Genomic DNA, 18,169 nt, shown 5'->3' on the forward strand with positions numbered 1-18,169 from the left:
GGATATCCTCGACGAGTACCTAGTGGCCAAGGAGGTGAGCACGGTGGCTGACGATCAGGCGTTGACGCAAACGCAGCCCATGCCGGTCATCACCCCGGACACCGCCCCCGAGAGCCCCAAGAGCTCCTCGAGTGCGTCGCGACGGGTGCGGGCCCGCCTCGCGCGGCGGATGACCTCGCAGCGCAGTGCGGTCAATCCGGTGCTCGAGCCGCTGGTGGCCGTGCATCGAGAGGTCTATCCCAAGGCCGACCTGGCGATCCTGCAGCGCGCCTACGAGGTGGCCGAGCAGCGGCACGCCGACCAGCTGCGCCGCTCCGGTGATCCCTACATCACTCACCCGCTCGCGGTGGCCAACATCCTCGCCGAACTGGGGATGGACACCACCACGCTGGTCGCCGCGCTGCTGCACGACACGGTCGAGGACACCGGCTACACCCTGGAGGCGCTGACCGCCGACTTCGGCGTCGAGGTCGGCCACCTGGTCGACGGTGTCACCAAGCTCGACAAGGTGGTCCTCGGCAACGCCGCCGAGGGCGAGACCATCCGCAAGATGATCATCGCGATGGCCCGCGATCCCCGCGTCCTGGTCATCAAGGTGGCCGACCGGCTGCACAACATGCGCACCATGCGGTTCCTACCGCCGGAGAAGCAAGCCCGCAAGGCCCGCGAGACGCTGGAAGTCATTGCCCCGCTTGCTCACCGGCTGGGCATGGCGACGGTCAAGTGGGAGCTCGAAGACCTGTCGTTCGCGATTCTGCACCCGAAGAAGTACGAGGAGATCGTCCGGCTGGTCGCCGACCGGGCGCCGTCGCGCGACACCTACCTGGCCAAGGTGCGGGCCGAGATCGCCAACACCGTCACGGCGTCGAAGATCAACGCGACCGTGGAGGGCCGGCCCAAGCACTACTGGTCGATCTACCAGAAGATGATCGTCAAGGGCCGCGACTTCGACGAGATCCACGATCTGGTCGGCGTCCGGATCCTGTGCGACGAGATCCGCGACTGCTACGCCGCGGTCGGCGCCGTGCACTCGCTGTGGCAGCCGATGGCCGGCCGGTTCAAGGACTACATCGCCCAGCCGCGCTACGGCGTCTACCAGTCGCTGCACACCACGGTCGTCGGGCCGGAGGGCAAGCCGCTGGAGGTGCAGATCCGCACCCGCGACATGCACCGCACCGCGGAGTACGGCATTGCCGCGCACTGGCGATACAAGGAAGCCAAGGGCCGCAACGGAATTCCGGCCAACAACGCCGCCGCCGAGATCGACGACATGGCGTGGATGCGCCAACTCCTGGACTGGCAGCGGGAAGCGGCCGACCCCGGTGAGTTCCTCGAGTCGCTGCGCTACGACCTCGCGGTGCAGGAGATCTTCGTCTTCACGCCCAAGGGTGACGTCATCACGCTGCCGACCGGTTCGACGCCGGTGGACTTCGCCTACGCCGTGCACACCGAGGTCGGGCACCGCTGCATCGGCGCGCGCGTCAACGGGCGGTTGGTGGCCCTGGAGCGCAAGCTCGAGAACGGTGAGGTCGTCGAGGTCTTCACGTCCAAGGCACTCAACGCCGGTCCGTCGCGGGACTGGCAGACCTTCGTCGTGTCACCGCGGGCCAAGGCCAAGATCCGACAGTGGTTCGCCAAGGAGCGACGCGAAGAGGCCCTCGAGTCCGGCAAGGACGCGATCGCGCGCGAAGTGCGCCGTGGTGGACTTCCGTTGCAGCGCTTGATGAACGGCGAGTCGATGGCTGCGCTGGCGCGCGAGCTGCGCTACGTCGACGTGTCGGGGCTCTACACCGCCGTCGGCGAGGGGCACGTGTCCGCCCGGCACGTCGTGCAGCGGTTGCTCGCCCAGCTCGGTGGAGACGAGGAGGCCGAGGACGAGATCGCCGAGCGGTCGACTCCTGCGACCATGCCGGTACGGCAGCGCACCAGCGACGACGTGGGCGTCGCGGTGCCCGGCGCCCCAGGGGTGCTGTGCAAGCTGGCCAAGTGCTGCACACCGGTGCCCGGTGACAACATCATGGGCTTCGTCACGCGTGGTGGCGGGGTCAGCGTGCACCGTACCGACTGCACGAATGCCACGTCGCTGCAACAACAGTCCGAACGCATCATCGACGTGAAGTGGGCACCGTCGCCGTCATCGGTGTTCCTGGTGGCGATCCAGGTGGAGGCCCTCGACCGGCACCGGTTGCTCTCCGACGTGACCCGCGTGCTGGCCGACGAGAAGGTGAACATCCTCTCCGCATCGGTCGCGACGTCCAACGACCGCGTCGCGATCAGCCGGTTCACCTTCGAGATGGGTGACCCCAAGCACCTCGGCCACGTGCTCAACGTGGTGCGCAACGTCGAGGGTGTGTACGACGTCTACCGGGTGACCTCCGCGGCCTGACCCCGCACGCTGGCCCGTGTGGTGAACGCCCCCACCGACGCCGCGATCAGGCACGCGACGGCGACCGCGCCGGCGAACCATGGGAACACGGTGCCAAGCGGCCATTCGGTCGCCGCCCAGCCCGCGACGATCGTCGGGACGGCCATGGCCGTGTAGGCGATCAGGTAGAAGGCCGACATCGTCTCGCCGCGCCGGTCGGCGGGCACGACGTGCGACAGGTGCCGCAGGGACCCTCCGAAGCCGAGCCCGAATGCGCCCCCCAGTACGGCCGCCGCGGTGAGCACCAACGGCCAACTGTGCGTTGCCAACACGGGCACGGTGAGGATCAGCGCGACGGCCATGCCGACGTCGCCGACGATGGCCGAGCGGTGCGCGCGCATCCGGGTGGAGAACAGCTGGGCCAGCGCCGCCGCGAACGCCGTCGTCCCGACCACGGCGCCGCCGAACACCAGGTTGTGCACGTGGGTCTGCTGGGCGGCCAGCGAAGGGTACAGGGACAGCAGGACGCCGAGGACCGACCACGACGCCGTCACCCCGAGCGCGGCGAACCAGAAGTCACCGCGGATCTCGGCGGGCACGGCGGGCCTGGCGATCCGGATTGGGCCGCGGACCCGTGCGGTGTGCGGTTCGCGCAGGGCCAGGATGCCGACGCCCAGGATCGCGCAGATCACCGCGACGATGGCGTAGGGGGTGCGCATGGGGTGCGGTGCGTACTGGGCGAGCACTGCGGAGCCGACGATCGCCACCGTCATCCCGATGTTGAAGCTCACCCCGCTGAGCTGCCCAGAGCGGACGCCGTGGGCGGGGCGCAGGTCCAGCAGCGCCGCCGCCCCCGCGACGACGATCGACCCGACCGCCGCGCCGTGGATGACGCGCGCGACCATCAGCATCGCCATGCCGTCGGCGATCAGGAACACCCCGAGCCCGACGATCATCGCTACCACCGCGCCAAGCAGGACGGGCTTGCGGCCGACGACGTCGGAGATCTTCCCGGCCACCAGCACCGCGCCAAGGGCGGCGATGGCGTAGACGGCGAAGACCAGGGTGGTGGACAGCGGCGAGAGGTGCCACTTCTCCTCGTACATGCCGTAGAGCGGGGCGGGAAGTCCGGACACGCCGAGGGCGACGCCGCTCAGGACGAGCAGCAGGGAGTAGGCACCACGCTGCGTCTGGTCGGTCGAGCTCTCGGCGAGTACTGCCACGACCCCTCCCGGGTAGGTTTGACGATCGTCGAACCCGATCGAGCGTACGCTCTGTTCGATGGACATCAAACCGGCGGTGGCGGAGGACACGTTCCCGACCCGGCCCGTCGCCGCGGTCCAGCAGCTCCTCGTCGCGCTCGCCGATCCGACGCGGCTCGAGATGGTGCGGCGGTTGATGAACTCCGGCGCGCCGATGGCCTGCGGACGGCTCTACGACGGCATCAACAAGTCGACGGCCACGCACCACTTCAAGATCCTGCGCGAGGCCGGCCTCACCGAGCGGCTCGTGATCGACGGGCACACCCACCAACGGCTAAGGACGGCGGAGGTCGACGCGGCGGTGCCCGGTCTACTGGCGTCGATCGTGGCCGGGGTGAACCGCCAGGCGGCGACCGGGGCGGGCGACGGCCCGGCCACCTAGTCCAGGCGAACGTCCTGAATCGTCACTGCCGTCGCGGGTCGCCCGTCCTCGGAGCCGTCCTTCACGCCGCCGGCGGCGATCGCGTCGACCACCCTCAGACCCGTCGCGTCGACGGTGCCGAACACGGTGTACGTCGGCGGCATTTCGGAATCCTGGTAGACGACGAAGAACTGGCTGCCGTTGGTGCCCTGGCCGGTGTTGGCCATCGCGAGCGTGCCCCGCGGATACACCACCGGCGCCTTCAGACCCGGGTCGGCCAGGCGGTACTGGTCGGTCGGATACTCGTTGGGAAAGCGGTAACCGGGCCCGCCGGTGCCGCTGCCCGTCGGGTCACCGCACTGCAGTACGTGCAGTGACGGCGACGTGGTCAGCCGGTGACACGGGCTCTCGTCGTAGAAACCCTGCTGCGCCAGGCTGACGAAGTTGTTGACCGTGCACGGCGACCTGCCGTTGTCCAGCCGCAGGCCAACCGCGCCGAGGTTGGTGGTGACGGTGGCGTCGACCGTGGCCGGAGTGAGGGGCACGCGCCCCGTCCGCGGCGGCCGGACCGGCTTGCTGGCCGATTCGGTGGTCGCCGGGTACTGGCAGTTCGAACCCAGCGCCGCGGACGGCTTGAAGGGTGGCAGCGGCTGGGCGGGTGCGCTGGCGACGCCGGGCAGCCCGGCACTCGGGTGGGTGCGCTCGAAGTCCTCGGCGATCCGGACCATGGCCGCAGCGAACACGACCAGCAGCAGCACGGCGACCACCGTGAGGAGGGCGGCGACGTAGCTCAGCACCAGGCCGGCGATGGCCAGGCCACGGCCGTCCTCGTGCCGCTTGCGGATCTGCGACAGCGACACGTGACCGAAGACGATGCCCAGCGGGAAGAACAGGAACGCGCAGATCAGCGACGCGATCGCCAGCCCGTTGGTTCGCACCGGTGGCGGGTAGCCGGGTCCGGGCGGCGGGTAGACCCCGTACGGCGGCGGGGACGGGGGAATGGTCACTGGCCCGCGGCAGCCGCTCAGTCCAGCTGGATCGACTTGATCTGGACGGGCGTCTTGGGGGCACCATCGTCGGTGCCTCGATCACCGGGGACGACACCGCCGGCGGCGATCTTGTCGAGGGTGGCCAGGCCGGTCGCGTCGATCGTGCCGAAGGCCGTGTAGTTCGGGGGCAGCTGCGAATCCTTGTAGACCAGGAAGAACTGGCTGCCGTTGGAGCCGGGTGCACCGGTGTTGGCCATCGCCAGCGTGCCGCGCGGGTACACCACCGGCTGCTGCAGGGCCGGGTCGTCCGGACGGTATTGGTCCGTCGGGTACTCGTTGACGAAGCCGTAGCCCGGGCCGCCGGTGCCCTTGCCGGTCGGGTCACCGCACTGCAGCACCGCCAGCCCGGGCGAGGTGGTCAGCCGGTGGCAGGGCGTGTCGTTGAAGTAGCCCTGCTGCGCGAGGCTGGCGAAGCTGTTCACCGTGCACGGCGCCTTGGCGTTGTCGAGTTGCAGTCCGATGTTGCCCTGCGAAGTGGTCATGCTGGCGCTGATCTGCGCCGGGTCGGTAGGCACCTTGCCGGTGCGCGGAGGCGTGTTCTTCTTGCTCGCGGGTTCACCCGGCGTGGCCGGGTACTGGCAGTTGGCGCCGAGGTCGGCGGGTGCGACGAACGGGGGCAGACCGCCACCGGCCGGTGGCGAGCTCGGCTGTGCGGTGCTGCTGGCCGGACTCGACGGGGAGGCCGACGCGCTGGTGTCGGAGCTCTTGCTGGTCAACACGACGGTCGCCACGACCGCGCCGATGACCAGGAGCACGCCAACGGCAGAACCGATGATCGTGAAGAGACGACGCCGGCGCTCCTGGGCAGCGCGGCGTTCCAGCTGCCGCTCCAGCTTGCGCTTGGCCGTCTCTCGCCGCTGTTCGTTGGTCGGCACCGCGTGGTCCTCCTCGTGTTCGTGAATCGGCACCGAGTGTGCCAGCCATCGCTGTGACGAGGTGCCGCGACCCGCGCGAACGGCGGATGGGAAACTGGTGCCCGTGTTCATCACGGGTTTTCCGGCAGGCATGTTGCAGTGCAACTGCTACGTGCTCGCCCCCGGGCAGGGGGCGGACGCCATCGTGGTGGACCCCGGCCAGCGCGCCATGGCGCAGCTGCGCCGGATCCTCGACCAGAATCGACTGACGCCGGCGGCGGTGCTGCTGACCCACGGGCACATCGACCACATCTGGTCGGCGCAGAAGGTGGCCGACACCTTCGGTTGCCCGGCCTTCATCCACCCCGAGGACCGATTCATGCTGACCGATCCGATCGTGGGTCTTGGACCGCGGCTGGCTCAGCTGGCCGTCGGGTCGATGTTCCGGGAGCCGCGCCAGGTGGTCGAACTCGACCGCGACGGTGACAAGCTCCAACTGGGGGACGTCACCGTCACCGTCGACCACACGCCCGGCCATACCAGGGGCTCGGTCACGTTCCGCGTGACCGATCGCACCACGGAGCTGGCCTTCACCGGGGACACCCTGTTCAAGCAGTCGATCGGCAGGACCGACCTGTTCGGGGGCAGTGGCCGTGACCTGCTGACGTCGATCGTCTCGAAGCTGCTGGTGCTCGGCGACGACACCGTGGTACTACCTGGGCACGGTCCAAAGACCACCATCGGCGCCGAGCGCCGTACCAACCCCTTCCTCGAAGGACTCGACAGTTGAGTGAGTTTCAGGCGCCCAAGGGCGTGCCCGATTACTTCCCGCCGGACTCGGCACAGTTCGTCGCAGTGCGCGACGGACTGCTCGAGGTCGCCCGCCTGGCCGGTTACGGCCACGTCGAGCTTCCGGTTTTCGAGGACACGGCGTTGTTCGCGCGGGGTGTCGGCGAGTCGACCGACGTCGTGAGCAAGGAGATGTACACCTTCGCCGACCGGGGCGAGCGGTCGGTGACGCTGCGGCCGGAGGGCACCGCGGGGGTGATGCGCGCGGTCATCGAGCACGGCCTCGACCGGGGTCAGCTGCCCGTCAAGCTGCGCTACTCGGGTCCGTTCTTTCGCTACGAGCGTCCGCAGGCCGGACGGTACCGCCAGCTGCAGCAGGTCGGCGTCGAGGCCATCGGCGTCGACGATCCGGCGCTGGACGCCGAGGTGATCGCCGTTGCCGACGCCGGCTTCCGCTCGCTCGGGCTTGAGGGCTTCCGGCTCGAGATCACCTCGCTGGGCGACGACACGTGCCGGCCCCAGTATCGAGAGTCGTTGCAGCAGTTCCTGTTCGGCCTCGACCTCGACGAGGACACCAGGCGTCGCGCCGAGATCAACCCGTTGCGCGTACTCGACGACAAGCGACCCCACGTCCGTGAGATGACGGCGGCGGCGCCGCTGATGCTCGATCACCTCTCCGACGTCGCCAAGCAGCACTTCGACACGGTGCTTTCGCACCTGGACGCCCTCGGCGTGCCATACGTGATCAACCCGCGAATGGTGCGCGGGCTGGACTACTACACAAAGACCACCTTCGAGTTCGTGCACGACGGACTCGGTGCGCAGTCCGGCATCGGCGGCGGCGGGCGCTACGACGGGCTGATGAAGCAGCTGGGCGGGCAGGACCTCTCCGGCATCGGCTTCGGGCTGGGCGTCGACCGCACGGTCCTGGCGCTGAAGGCCGAGGGCAAGACGGTCGGGCCGGCCGCGCGTGTCGACGTGTTCTGCGTGCCGCTCGGCGATGCGGCCAAGCTGCAGCTGGCGACGCTGGCCGCAGCGCTGCGCGGCAACGGCATTCGCGTCGATCTGGCCTACGGCGACCGCGGCCTCAAGGGTGCCATGCGCGCTGCCGACCGGTCCGGCGCGCGGATCGCGCTGGTGGCGGGGGACCGCGACGTCGAGGCGGGCACCGTCGGCGTCAAGGAACTCGGCACCGGTGAACAGGTCGACGTGGCCGCCGACGGCGTGGTCGCCGAGGTCCTCTCCCGGCTGGCCGGCTGACCACCCGACCGTGCGCGTCCTGGTTCAGCGGGTGACCTCGGCCCGCGTTTGGGTGGACGGCGCCGTGGTCGGTGAGATCGCCCCCGACGGTCAAGGCCTGCTGGCACTCGTCGGCGTCACCCACGATGACGACGTCGACGTGGCGCGGCGGTTGGCCGAGAAGCTGTGGCAGCTGCGGATCCTCGACGGTGAACGTTCGGCCGCCGACGTCGGCGCCCCGATCCTGGTCGTGAGCCAGTTCACGCTCTACGCCAACACGGTGAAGGGACGGCGGCCGTCGTGGAACGCCGCGGCGCCGCGTGCGGTCGCCGAGCCGCTGGTCACGGCCTTCGCCGAGGCGCTCAGCGGGCTCGGGGCGCACGTGCAGACCGGCACGTTCGGTGCCGACATGAGCGTGGAACTCGTCAACGACGGGCCGGTGACGGTGCTGCTGGAGCTCTAGGCGACGGATGGGGCGCGATGTAACGATCGGGTACCGTTCGACGATGTGACGATCATGCGAACAGCAACGAGCAAGATCGGGGCGACCTTCGGAGTGGCAGCACTTGTGGCTGCCGCAGGCCTGGCGAGCCAGGCCACGTCGAGTGCGGATCCCGCGGGACACCAGGTTCGATACACGCTGGTCTCGGCGGGTGACGCCGACTTCGATCTCTACTACCTGGTCAATCAGCCTCCGAGCAAGGAGGCCTACAACGCGGACTCGTATGCGTTCCTGAAGAAGGAAACCGTGACGCTGTCCCCGGGCGTGCCGTGGGTCTTCGAGACCACGCTGGCCGACCCGCAGTGGGCCATCCTGACGGTCAGCAGCACGACGCACGGTGGTCGGGCCGCGCCGAACCCGCACTGCGACATCGCCGTGGATGGTCAGATCGCGGTTCAGCAGGATGCGCCGTACAACCTGCAGTGCCAGCTCGGTCAGTGGTGACGACGAACTAGCCGCAACGCGTAAGCGGGGGTGGACGCCAGCCGGCGTCCACCCCCGCTTACGTCGAGAGGTCTAGAAAGAACTATGGGCTGACACGGTTTTCACCGTGCCAGCCCATAGAGCGTGAAGTTCTTAGATCGCGGTAACGCCAGTGGCCTGGGGGCCCTTCGCACCTTGTCCGACATCGAACTGAACCCGCTGAGCTTCTTCCAGCGAGCGGTAGCCGCCGCCTTGGATCTCAGAGTAGTGGACGAAGACATCCGGGGAGCCGTCGTCGGGGGCGATGAAGCCGAAGCCCTTTTCGCTGTTGAACCATTTCACAGTGCCCTGTGCCATACCTTTTTACTTCTTTCATCAGGAGCGGATGTGTCTTACATCCGCCACGAAGTCTACTGCACAAACGCCCGGCGATCTCACTAAAGATCGAGCGGATTCGTGGATTGACTTCCATTCGAACGTGTGTTCGCATGAATCATGCGCTGGGAAGGGCAAGGTATCGAGGTCGACGACGGGGCCCTGCCCGGCTTGCAGCGCATCGGATTCGTGCGCTCGGTCCGTACGCCGCAGTTCGAGGGCTTGACGTTCCACGAGATCCTCTGCAAGTCGGCGTTGAACAAGGTGCCCAACGCGAGCCAATTGCCGTTCCGGTTCACGGTCAACGCCTATCGCGGCTGCAGTCACGCTTGTCGCTACTGCTTCGCCAGGCCCACCCACGAATACCTCGACTTCGACACTGGAGCAGACTTCGACACCCAGGTGGTGGTGAAGACCAACGTCGCCGACGTGCTGCGCCGTGAGCTGTTCCGCCGGTCCTGGACCCGCGAGAAGGTCGCCCTCGGCACCAATACCGATCCCTATCAGCGGGCCGAGGGCCGCTACGCCCTGATGCCGGGGATCATCGGTGCGCTCGCCGATTCGGGGACACCGTTCTCGATCCTGACCAAGGGCACGCTGCTGCGCCGCGATCTAGCCCTGCTGACCGAGGCCGCGCGCACCGTCGAGGTCGACGTCGCGGTGTCGTTGGCGGTGGGCGACCCGGCCCTGCACGCCGAGGTCGAGCCGGGAACGCCGACACCGCGCGCCCGGCTGGATCTGATCCGGGCCATTCGGGAGGCGGGGCTGCCCTGTCACGTGATGGTGGCCCCGGTGCTGCCGATGCTGACCGATTCGGTCGAGCACCTCGATGGCCTGCTCGGCAGGATCGCGGCGGCGGGTGCCTGCAGTGCGACGGTGTTCGGACTACATCTGCGTGGATCGACGCGGGGCTGGTTCATGGCGTGGCTCGCCCGCTCGCGGCCGGATCTGGTGGCGGACTACCGCGAGTTGTACGGCCGCGGCGCGTATCTGCCGGCCGGCTACCGCGACGCGCTGCGCGAGCGGGCGGCCCCGCTGCTCGCCAGGCACGGGCTGACGGGCGGCCATCGGTCGTTTCGCCTGGCGACGAGCCCGCCACCGGTGGTCGCGGCGCCGTCGCAACCGACGCTGTTCTGACCGCGATCGGTCGCCGGCGTACGCCATCCCTGCGTCCTGCATTGCAGCGCTGAGGACCGGTCAAGTCGTCGGGCCGGTTACGTCCCAGGCGTGGTGTGCGATGTCGTGCAGGTGATAGGTCGACAGCGACGCAATGGTGAATTCGCTTCCGTTGCTGCGCAATCCGCGACGCGACCAGCCGTCGGCCGGGACCGTGTCGTAGAGGTCGGCCACGACCGCGGCGGCCTGCCGCAAGTCCTCGGCGACGGAGGCCGGCTCTTGGGCGCCGTAGTGCTCGTCGAGCGCCGTCTGGTCCTGGTCCCAGTTCGGAAACCGTGGCTCGTCCTCCTCGAGCATCGACCGCACCCGCCCGGCGAAGATTCGGTGCACGTCGCGGACGTGGCAGCCGTATTCCAGGACCGACCACACTCCCGGCGCTGGCCGGGTCCGGGCGGTGGCGGCCGCAAGTCGGGTCGTCCAGTCATCGGCATCTCGGCGCAGATGGGCGGCGACGTCACCGGGGCGAACCGCACCGGCGTCGTAGCCGCAGTCCGGACAGGGTCGTCCCAGCACCCACCACGTCCAATCCTTGGTGTCGGGGACGACGTCGGGATCGGCGCGATCGGTCACTCGTGCAGGTCCTGCGCCGAGAAGGTGTCGCACTGGGCCGGGTCGCCGGTGCGGTACCCCTCGGTGAACCAGTACTGCCGGGCGGCCGACGAACCGTGGGTCCAGGACTCGGGATTGACCCGTCCGGTCGAGGACTTCTGGATGCGGTCGTCACCGACCGAGGACGCCGCGGACAGCGCGTCCTGAATGTCCTTGTCGGTGAGCGGCTGCAGGAACGTCACGTCGGTGCCCTCCTGCTTGGTGATCGCCGCGTAGTGCGCCCACACCCCGGCATAGCAGTCGGCCTGCAACTCGGTACGGACGCCGTTGCCCTCGGCGCCGCCGGGACCCTGCTGCGCTCGTCCGAGGGTGCCCTGCAGGTCCTGCACGTGGTGCCCGAATTCGTGGGCGACGACGTACTCCTGCGCCAATGGGCCGCCGCTGGAGCCGAATTGGTCGACCAGCACCTGGAAGAAGGACGTGTCGAAGTAGGCGGTGCCGTCTCCGGGGCAGTAGAACGGTCCGACTTCGGTGGTGGCGGGCCCGCAGGCGGTCTGCACCTGATTGCTGAACAACCGCACCTTCGGTCGCGTGTAACCCTTCATCAGCTGGGCCCACACGCCGTCGACCGAGTTGCCCGTCGCGACGACGCGGCATTCGACGATGTCGTTCGCGTCCTTGCCGGTCTTGCACTGGCTCAGGTCGAAGCCGGGCGCGTCGACACCCTGCGAGCCGTATTGGCCGCCGGCGCCCTGCTGGGGGAGCACGGTTCCGGGGTCGACGCCGAGGAAGAGTGCCACGACGACGATGATCAGCCCGCCGAGGCCGCCGCCGATGGCGATGCCGCGTCCACCACCGCCGCCTCCACTGGTCGAGGTGGTGCTCGTGTCGATTCGCATGCCCTCGTTGAAGGTCATCAGTCACCCCGTCTCTCGACATCGCCGATGGCTCCGCGTCAGCCGGGGTTCAGCTTCCCACACTACGATTCGTGCGGTGGCCGTCCAGCGCGAAACCGTGACCGACCCGACCGTCGTCGAGACCGCGTACGGCCAGTTGAGAGGCACTACCGAGGGCGGCGTCCACGTCTGGCGCGGTATCGCCTACGCCGAGCAGCCCCTCGGTGCCCGCCGCTTCCTGGCACCGTCCCCGCCGCTGCCGTGGAGTGGGGTGCGCGACGCCGTCGAGCACGGGCCGCTGCCGCCGCAGGGCCGGTCGTTCGTCGGTGGCGGGCGCGACGACCCGAAGGTGCGCGACGAGGCGTGCCTGACGCTGACGGTGTGGTCCCCGGACCCCACGGGGACGCTGCCGGTGATGGTGTGGATCCCCGGCGGCGCGTTCGTCTACGGCGCCGGTCAGCTGCAGCTCTACAACGGCAGCAGGCTGGCCCGCAACGGTGACGTCGTCGTCGTCAACGTCACCTACCGGCTCGGTGTGTTCGGCGGTTTCGAGCTGGGCGACCTCGGTCCTGGGTTCGACGACAACCTCGCCCTGCGGGACCAGGTGGCGGCCCTGCAGTGGGTGCGCGACAACATCGCTGCCTTCGGCGGCGACCCGGATCACATCACCGTCTTTGGTGAATCCGCCGGTGCCACTTCGGTATTGGCGCTACTCGCCAGCCCGCTCGGTGACGGCCTGTTCACCCGAGCGATCGCCCAGAGCCCCGCGCTCCCGCTGATCGCCGACCGGGAGACCCGTGCGCGCCAAGCCCACGAGTTCGTGGCCCGGCTCGGCGTCGCGGTCGGTGAGGTGAAGTCCCTTCCGCAGCGTCGGCTACGCCGCGGCGCGGGCCAGCTGCAGGGCGAGAGCGCTGCGAACACGCCAACCCTGGCCTACGGACTGACCCATGGCGTCGACTCCCTGCCGAGGCATCCGATCGACGCAGCCAGGCGGGGCGCGGTGTCACCGGTGCCGCTCATCGTCGGTACCAACAGCCACGAGGCGTCGATGTTCGCGTGGGGCAAGCCCCCGATGTTGCCGACGACGGAGCCCAGCGTCGACTCGTTCTTCGCCCGCACGGCACCCGAGGCCAAGGAGCGGGTCCTGGCCGCCTACCCGGACTACCCGCGCCGGCGGGCGCTGGTCGCACTCGGCTCCGACGCGATGTTCGGGGCGCCCACGTGGGCTTTCGCCGACGCGTATTCGGCGCATGCGCCCACCTACGTCTACCGCTTCGACCACGCCGCGTGGAGTCTGCGGCTGCTCGGGCTGGGCGCCACGCACGGCAGCGAGATCGTGCACGTCCAGCACAGTTACGGCTCCTACCTCGGGCGCAAGATGCATCCGCTGGGCCGACGGGTCCAACCGTCGGTGGGGCGGCGGATGCAGCGCACCTGGCTGGACTTCTCGACCGCCGAACTGGGGGCGGACTGGCCCCGTTACGACGTGGCGGCGCGCCGCACCCGGGTGATCCGCTCGACGCGCGACGAGACCGTCGCCGATCCCGACCGCATCAGGCGGACGGCGTGGGAGGGGTTGTACTGAACCACTGCCTCGCATACCGGTCGAGGTTGTGCAAGAAGCGCTGAAACATCCACGCCATCACCGGGCGGCCCAGCTCCATGCCGAGGCGGGCGGCGATGCCGTTGGGCTTCATCGCCATCACCCAGGTCAGGTGGCAACCGTGCTCGGTTGGCACTACCCGGTAGTCCTCGGCGAATGCCGAGATGGCGTTCGAGGTGCTCTCGTTGAACCGAAAGGCCATGTGCGAGTGCGGTTCCCAGGCCAGGAACTCCTCGTACCCGGTGATGTTGCCACGCATGTGCACCGTGCGGGTGGTACCGATCCCGCGGGGTTCCGGGCTGGTCCAGGTGACGTTGGTGATCACCGTCGCCCACTGTGGCCACGACGTCGCGTCGCCGAGGACCTCGAAGAGTTGCTCGGGCGAGATGGTCAGGTCGACCGTGCTGACGAACCGGAACGGCGCGCGGTCGACGAACCCCAGGTCGACCCGCTCACAGGGGTAGGTCTTGCTCATGGGTAGACACCCTAGGGGTTGGCGTCGGCAGCCATCGTCGACCCGATGGCGCCGCGACCTAGCAGTGCGATGGTGGTTGTCACTGACGCGACGGTAGCGGCCGAAATGCCACCACTACACTGTGGCAGTCCTCTCGTCAGGCCATTCTCAGGGAGTCTTCGTGTTGCGCAGTCACGCCGCCGGTTCGTTGCGGTCCACCGATGCCGGCCAGGAGGTCACCTTGGCGGGCTGGGTGGCCAGGCGGCGCGATCACGGCGGCGTCATCTTCATCGACCTGCGCGATGCATCCGGGGTGAGCCAGGTGGTGTTCCGTGACGCCGAGGTCCTCGAGCAGGCGCACCGGTTGCGCGCCGAGTTCTGCGTCGCCGTCACCGGCGTCGTCGAGACGCGGCCAGAGGGCAACGCCAACGCCGACATCGCCACCGGTGAGATCGAGGTCAACGCGACGTCGCTGACGGTGCTGAGCGAGAGCGCTCCGCTGCCGTTCCAGCTCGACGAGACCGCCGGTGAGGAAGCCCGCCTGAAGTATCGCTACCTCGATCTGCGCCGCGAGGGGCCCGGCAACGCAATTCGGTTGCGCTCCAAGGTCAATGCCGCCGCCCGCGGAGTGTTGGCCGAGCACGACTTCGTCGAGATCGAAACCCCGACGCTGACCCGCTCCACGCCCGAGGGAGCCCGCGACTTCCTGGTGCCCGCGCGCCTGCAGCCGGGCAGCTTCTATGCGCTGCCGCAGAGCCCGCAGCTGTTCAAGCAGCTGTTGATGGTGGCGGGCATGGAGCGCTACTACCAGATTGCGCGCTGTTACCGCGACGAGGACTTCCGCGCCGATCGCCAGCCCGAGTTCACCCAGCTCGACATGGAGATGAGCTTCGTCGACGCCGACGACGTGATGGCGGTGTCCGAGGAGGTCCTCAAGGCCATCTGGGCGCTGATCGGCTACGACCTTCCGACGCCGATCCCGCGGATCAGCTACGCCGAGGCCATGCGCCGGTTCGGTTCCGACAAGCCAGACCTGCGCTTCGGCGTCGAGCTGGTCGATTGCGCGGAGTACTTCTCCGAGACCACCTTTCGGGTCTTCCAGGCGCCGCACGTCGGTGCGGTCGTCATGCCGGGCGGGGCGTCGCAGCCGCGGCGCACCCTCGACGGTTGGCAGGAGTTCGCCAAGCAGCGTGGCCACAAGGGGCTGGCCTACGTACTGCTCGCCGAGGACGGCACGCTGGGCGGTCCGGTGGCCAAGAACCTGACCGATGTCGAGCGCGACGGTCTGGCCGCCTACGTCGGGGCCCAGCCAGGCGACTGCATCTTCTTCGCCGCGGGTCCGGTGAAGTCGGCTCGTGCACTGCTGGGTGCGACCCGCATCGAGATCGCCAAGCGGCTCGACCTGATCGACCCATCGGCGTGGGCGTTCACCTGGGTGGTCGACTGGCCGCTGTTCGAGCCCGCCGACGACGCCACCGCGTCGGGTGACGTGGCGGTTGGCTCCGGTGCCTGGACGGCGGTGCACCACGCCTTCACCGCACCCAAGCCCGACTCCGAGGCGACATTCGACACCGATCCCGGCTCGGCGCTGGCCAACGCCTATGACATCGTCTGCAACGGCAACGAGATCGGCGGCGGTTCGATCCGCATCCACCGCCGCGACGTCCAAGAGCGCGTGTTCGCGATGATGGGCATCGACCACGACGAGGCCCAGGACAAGTTCGGGTTCCTGTTGGATGCCTTCACCTTTGGCGCTCCTCCGCACGGTGGCATCGCGTTCGGCTGGGACCGGATCACCGCGCTGCTGGCGGGCGTCGACTCCATCCGCGAGGTCATCGCCTTCCCCAAGTCCGGTGGCGGCATCGACCCGCTCACCGATGCGCCCGCCCCCATCACACCGCTGCAGCGCAAGGAATCCGGAATAGACGCCAAGCCGAAGGGCTTGTCTCCGTCATGAGCGATGACATCGACAAGGACAAGCTGGTGAGCGACGCAGCCGCCTTGGAGGACTTCAACCGGGGCGTGGTCGAGGAGTTCCGCGCGAACGGCGGGGTCGTCGGCGGTCCGTTCCAAGGCGGCGACCTGCTCCTGCTGCACACGACGGGCGCCAAGTCGGGTCAGCCTCGGCTCTCGCCGCTGGCGTACCTGACCGTCGATGGCCGCATGCTGATCGTCGGGTCCTACGCGGGCGCGCCGAAGGATCCGGCATGGGTGCACAATTTGCGCGCCAACCCGAAGGCCCGCATCGAACTCGGTACCGATGCCTACGACGTGACTGCCACCGAGCTGCCCCCGCAGGAGCGTGACACCATGTTCCAACGGGTGAGCGAGCGGTGGCCGGTGTTCGCCGAGTATCAGGCCAACACGCCGCGGGTCATCCCGCTGTTCGAGCTCACCCGCGCCTAACTGGCGGCGGCATCGGGTGCCGACGACTCATCGTCGGGTGGTGTGGGTTCGTAGGGGTTGTACCACCACCAGTCGGCGCGTTCCCCGAGCGGGCCGCGGCATGGTGCGACGTCGGGCGGCGGTTGGGTTGGTGGGCGGGCCAGCGAGGCGTTGGTCAGCCGGGTGCCCTCGGCGTCGGTGACGACGAGATCGTAGGCGGTGCCGGCGATGGTGAGGCCACCGCGGTGGTGCAGCCGGTGATGGTACGGGCAGAGCAGCACTAGATTTTCGAGCTCGGTGGGACCGCCGTCCTCCCAATGCCGAACGTGGTGGGCATGCAGTCCGCGGGTGGCTCCGCAGCCGGGGACCACGCAGCACCAATCGCGGTGCTCCAGGGCTCGGCGTAGCCGGCGGCTGATCTGGCGGGTCTCCCGGCCCGCACCGATGACCCGGCCGTGGCGTTCGAACCAGACCTCACACGTGGTGTCACACAGCAGCAGGCGGCGTTCATCGTCGGAGAGCAAGCCACCCAGATGCCAGGCCGCCGAACGGCTCTCCACGTCCAGATGCACCACCACCGTGGTCCGCTGCCCGTGCGGGCGGTGAGCCACGTCGGTGTCCCAGCCGGCCTGCACCACACCCAGGAACGCATCGACCCGATCCGGGAACGGCGGCACCCGAACGTCATCACCGCCGGCACCATCAACGTCGCCATCACCGTCCCCGCCGTGGTCGCGTTTCCACTGCGCGATCAGGGCGTCGTGGTGCGACTGCACCGCGGCGTCGAACACCGCCGCCTCAGAAGGTGGCAGGGTGATCCGCCACGTCGTACCGCGGTCGCCTTCCCTTCTCACGAAGGAACGTTCCGGTTCCGGTTCCGGGCGCGGTCCCGAATCGGGTTGGGGTTCTAGTTTGACGGCGGTCCGCAGCTGGGTCACCGTGGCCACCGACGCCAACTCCGCGTAGTGGTCGTCGGAGCCCGATGCCGCCCCGGCGGCGATCACCCCGATCTGATCCAGCGAGATCCGGCCCTGGACGGTGGCTTCGGCCAGGCGTGGGAATTCGTGCAGTCGCCGCGCCACCGTCACCAGCGTGGTCGCATTGTGCGGGGAGATGCCCAACTTCCACGCCATCAGTGCGGGCACCGAGCGGGCGCCGGTGGAGCCCCAGACTCGTCGCGGTCGATCTCGGCGGCGATCTGCGCCAGCCGCCCGTCGATGGCGTTGCGTTGCCCGGCGAGCTCCTCCATCTCGGCGAACAACACCTCCAACCGCTCCTGCGGAGCCAAAGACGTTGCCGGCGAAGACATGCCACCATCATCACAGACGGGTCCGACAAACCCGGACCCGTCTGCGATGAATGAGGTAGGTACCTCCTAGTTGCGGCCGGGTGCGCCGGGGGTGCCCTGAGGGCCGGAGTTCGAGCCGGGCAGGTTCTTGCCCGTTGGCGGCGACGGTGAGCCCTGGACGGGCGGCGGCGCAACCGAATTGCCGCCGCTGATGGTTTGACTAGGACCGTCAGAACCGGCACCCGATCCGCTGCCGGGAGCGCCACCCTCGGTGGTACTGCCCGTCTGGGGCGCCTGGCTGGTGACCACGCCGGTGGTCGTTGCCGGTGCCGCGGGAGTGGCCGAGGTGCTGGCCGGCGCGGAGACGGTGGTGGTCGGGGTGGAGGTCGAGCTGGTGTCCGAGCCACCGCTGCCGCTGCTGCTGCAGCCGGTCATCAGTGCGGCGGTGGCCGCGGCCGCCGCGAAACTCGCGGCCATTGCGTGCTTCTTCGTCATTCCGCATCCGTACCCGGCCGTGAGCCTTGCTAAAGGCGGGGTGCGTGACGTCACCATTGCGTCATCACCCGGTGGTCGTGACGCGACCCATATAGTCCGGAGGT

The 18,169-nt window shown here is 68.9% G+C and carries 18 protein-coding genes and 1 pseudogene; 10 read left to right on the forward strand and 9 right to left on the reverse strand.

The genetic code is table 11. The features are described 5' to 3' along the window. Positions 1-43 precede the first annotated feature (43 nt). Positions 44-2,386: a RelA/SpoT family protein gene (locus tag SBI80_RS14860; protein WP_413232724.1), complete on the forward strand. Its 2,343-nt coding sequence runs from the start codon at positions 44-46 to the stop codon at positions 2,384-2,386. On the opposite strand, the gene SBI80_RS14865 is transcribed toward SBI80_RS14860, so the two are convergent. After that, complete coding sequence (locus SBI80_RS14865; protein ID WP_318975545.1) at positions 2,362-3,588, reverse strand: MFS transporter; 1,227 nt, start codon at positions 3,586-3,588, stop codon at positions 2,362-2,364. The genes SBI80_RS14860 and SBI80_RS14865 overlap by 25 nt on opposite strands. 58 nt (positions 3,589-3,646) lie before the next feature. Between SBI80_RS14865 and SBI80_RS14870 the strand changes: the two genes are divergently transcribed. Then, positions 3,647-4,009: an ArsR/SmtB family transcription factor gene (locus tag SBI80_RS14870; RefSeq protein ID WP_318975546.1), complete on the forward strand. Its 363-nt coding sequence runs from the start codon at positions 3,647-3,649 to the stop codon at positions 4,007-4,009. Here SBI80_RS14870 and SBI80_RS14875 read toward each other — a convergent pair. Both SBI80_RS14875 and SBI80_RS14880 read right to left on the reverse strand, forming a co-directional pair. Further along, a complete protein-coding gene (locus SBI80_RS14875; RefSeq protein ID WP_318975547.1) occupies positions 4,006-4,995 on the reverse strand; it encodes a peptidylprolyl isomerase in 990 nt (329 codons plus the stop codon). The two genes, SBI80_RS14870 and SBI80_RS14875, sit on opposite strands and share 4 nt — an antisense overlap. A 17-nt stretch (positions 4,996-5,012) precedes the next feature. Beyond that, the gene (locus SBI80_RS14880) at positions 5,013-5,912 is read right to left on the reverse strand and encodes a peptidylprolyl isomerase (RefSeq protein ID WP_318975548.1); all 900 of its coding nucleotides are present in this window, start codon (positions 5,910-5,912) and stop codon (positions 5,013-5,015) included. Between the two features lie 103 nt (positions 5,913-6,015). On the opposite strand from SBI80_RS14880, the gene SBI80_RS14885 reads away from it, so the two are divergent. The 4 genes from SBI80_RS14885 to SBI80_RS14900 are packed head-to-tail and all read left to right on the forward strand — an operon-like array spanning position 6,016 to position 8,865. After that, the gene (locus SBI80_RS14885) at positions 6,016-6,681 is read left to right on the forward strand and encodes an MBL fold metallo-hydrolase (protein WP_318975549.1); all 666 of its coding nucleotides are present in this window, start codon (positions 6,016-6,018) and stop codon (positions 6,679-6,681) included. Beyond that, positions 6,678-7,940 (forward strand): histidine--tRNA ligase, encoded by a 1,263-nt coding sequence (gene hisS, locus SBI80_RS14890; RefSeq protein WP_318975550.1) that lies wholly within the window; start codon positions 6,678-6,680, stop codon positions 7,938-7,940. The genes SBI80_RS14885 and hisS overlap by 4 nt, the downstream gene beginning before the upstream one ends. Positions 7,941-7,950: 10 nt before the next feature. Continuing rightward, on the forward strand, positions 7,951-8,382 hold the full coding sequence (dtd, locus tag SBI80_RS14895; protein WP_318975551.1) for a D-aminoacyl-tRNA deacylase: 432 nt from the start codon (positions 7,951-7,953) through the stop codon (positions 8,380-8,382). Between the two features lie 54 nt (positions 8,383-8,436). After that, positions 8,437-8,865 carry an Rv2576c family protein gene (locus SBI80_RS14900; protein WP_318975552.1) on the forward strand — a complete coding sequence of 143 codons (429 nt, stop codon included), beginning with the start codon at positions 8,437-8,439 and terminating at the stop codon, positions 8,863-8,865. Between the two features lie 132 nt (positions 8,866-8,997). On the opposite strand, the gene SBI80_RS14905 is transcribed toward SBI80_RS14900, so the two are convergent. Further along, positions 8,998-9,201, reverse strand: coding sequence for a cold-shock protein (locus SBI80_RS14905; RefSeq protein ID WP_056548397.1), 204 nt, complete (start codon positions 9,199-9,201; stop codon positions 8,998-9,000). 138 nt (positions 9,202-9,339) lie between these two features. On the opposite strand from SBI80_RS14905, the gene SBI80_RS14910 reads away from it, so the two are divergent. Then, positions 9,340-10,356, forward strand: a complete 1,017-nt coding sequence (locus tag SBI80_RS14910; RefSeq protein WP_318975553.1) for an Rv2578c family radical SAM protein — start codon at positions 9,340-9,342, stop codon at positions 10,354-10,356. Between the two features lie 60 nt (positions 10,357-10,416). Here SBI80_RS14910 and SBI80_RS14915 read toward each other — a convergent pair whose 3' ends face one another. Both SBI80_RS14915 and ypfJ read right to left on the reverse strand, forming a co-directional pair. After that, entirely contained in the window at positions 10,417-10,965 is a 549-nt protein-coding gene (locus tag SBI80_RS14915) for a DinB family protein (RefSeq protein WP_318975554.1), read from the reverse strand. Next, positions 10,962-11,861 (reverse strand): KPN_02809 family neutral zinc metallopeptidase, encoded by a 900-nt coding sequence (gene ypfJ, locus SBI80_RS14920; protein ID WP_318975555.1) that lies wholly within the window; start codon positions 11,859-11,861, stop codon positions 10,962-10,964. The genes SBI80_RS14915 and ypfJ overlap by 4 nt, the downstream gene beginning before the upstream one ends. On the opposite strand from ypfJ, the gene SBI80_RS14925 reads away from it, so the two are divergent. Further along, positions 11,785-13,425 (forward strand): carboxylesterase/lipase family protein, encoded by a 1,641-nt coding sequence (locus SBI80_RS14925; protein ID WP_318975556.1) that lies wholly within the window; start codon positions 11,785-11,787, stop codon positions 13,423-13,425. The genes ypfJ and SBI80_RS14925 overlap by 77 nt on opposite strands. On the opposite strand, the gene SBI80_RS14930 is transcribed toward SBI80_RS14925, so the two are convergent. After that, positions 13,394-13,918, reverse strand: coding sequence for an SRPBCC family protein (locus tag SBI80_RS14930; protein WP_318975557.1), 525 nt, complete (start codon positions 13,916-13,918; stop codon positions 13,394-13,396). The two genes, SBI80_RS14925 and SBI80_RS14930, sit on opposite strands and share 32 nt — an antisense overlap. Before the next feature lie 160 nt (positions 13,919-14,078). Between SBI80_RS14930 and aspS the strand changes: the two genes are divergently transcribed. After that, the gene (gene aspS, locus SBI80_RS14935; protein ID WP_318975558.1) at positions 14,079-15,854 is read left to right on the forward strand and encodes an aspartate--tRNA ligase; all 1,776 of its coding nucleotides are present in this window, start codon (positions 14,079-14,081) and stop codon (positions 15,852-15,854) included. Then, positions 15,851-16,303: a nitroreductase family deazaflavin-dependent oxidoreductase gene (locus SBI80_RS14940; RefSeq protein ID WP_318975559.1), complete on the forward strand. Its 453-nt coding sequence runs from the start codon at positions 15,851-15,853 to the stop codon at positions 16,301-16,303. The genes aspS and SBI80_RS14940 overlap by 4 nt, the downstream gene beginning before the upstream one ends. On the opposite strand, the pseudogene SBI80_RS14945 reads toward SBI80_RS14940, so the two are convergent. Beyond that, positions 16,300-17,591: pseudogene (locus tag SBI80_RS14945) on the reverse strand (HNH endonuclease signature motif containing protein). The gene SBI80_RS14940 and the pseudogene SBI80_RS14945 sit on opposite strands and share 4 nt — an antisense overlap. Before the next feature lie 66 nt (positions 17,592-17,657). Then, positions 17,658-18,065 carry a hypothetical protein gene (locus SBI80_RS14950; RefSeq protein WP_318975560.1) on the reverse strand — a complete coding sequence of 136 codons (408 nt, stop codon included), beginning with the start codon at positions 18,063-18,065 and terminating at the stop codon, positions 17,658-17,660. Positions 18,066-18,169 lie beyond the last annotated feature (104 nt).

The sequence above is a fragment of the Mycolicibacterium sichuanense genome (genome assembly GCF_033741125.1).
Classification (GTDB): Bacteria; Actinomycetota; Actinomycetes; order Mycobacteriales; family Mycobacteriaceae; genus Mycobacterium.